The sequence below is a fragment of the Ensifer sp. 22521 genome (assembly GCF_052044795.1).
Classification (GTDB): domain Bacteria; phylum Pseudomonadota; class Alphaproteobacteria; order Rhizobiales; family Rhizobiaceae; genus Ensifer.
The window spans coordinates 1-447 of sequence record NZ_JBQENM010000076.1 but is presented as its reverse complement, the minus strand read 5'-3'; the positions used below and the strand labels follow the sequence as shown (position 1 = coordinate 447).

1 protein-coding gene is annotated in these 447 nt (G+C 66.7%); it reads right to left on the bottom strand.

What is annotated here, in order from left to right; all coding sequences use genetic code 11:
- Positions 1 to 447 (bottom strand): calcium-binding protein (locus tag ACTJKE_RS36595; RefSeq protein WP_440693923.1); only part of this gene is annotated, 447 nt, incomplete at both ends.

The window sequence follows — 447 nt, the reverse complement described above, 5'->3', positions numbered from 1 at the left end:
GCTCCGGCATTGATCGTGTCGCTGCCTTCGCCGCCGGCCAGGTAGTCGGCGCCGTCGCCGCCGATCAGGCCGTCGTCACCGCTGCCGCCAAAGGCCTGGCCGCCGTCGGCGCTCGTGTCGAGCGTATCAGTGCCAAGGCCGCCATCCAGGTAGTCGTAGCCGGCCCCCCCGGTCAGCGTGTCGTCGCCTTCACCACCAACCATGCTGTCATTGTCGTCGCCGCCATCGAGGTTGTCGCTGCCAGCCCCGCCGTCGAGAGCGTCAGAACCCGATCCGCCGGAAAGCGTGTCATTGCCCTCGCCACCCTGGAGGTTGTCGCTGCCGGCGCCGCCAGACAACGTATCGTTACCAAGGCCGCCGTAAAGCTGATCATTCCCGTCCAACGTGGTGATGACGTCGTCGCCCGAACCGCCGGTGATCTGGACGTGCTCGACATTGACGAAGGTC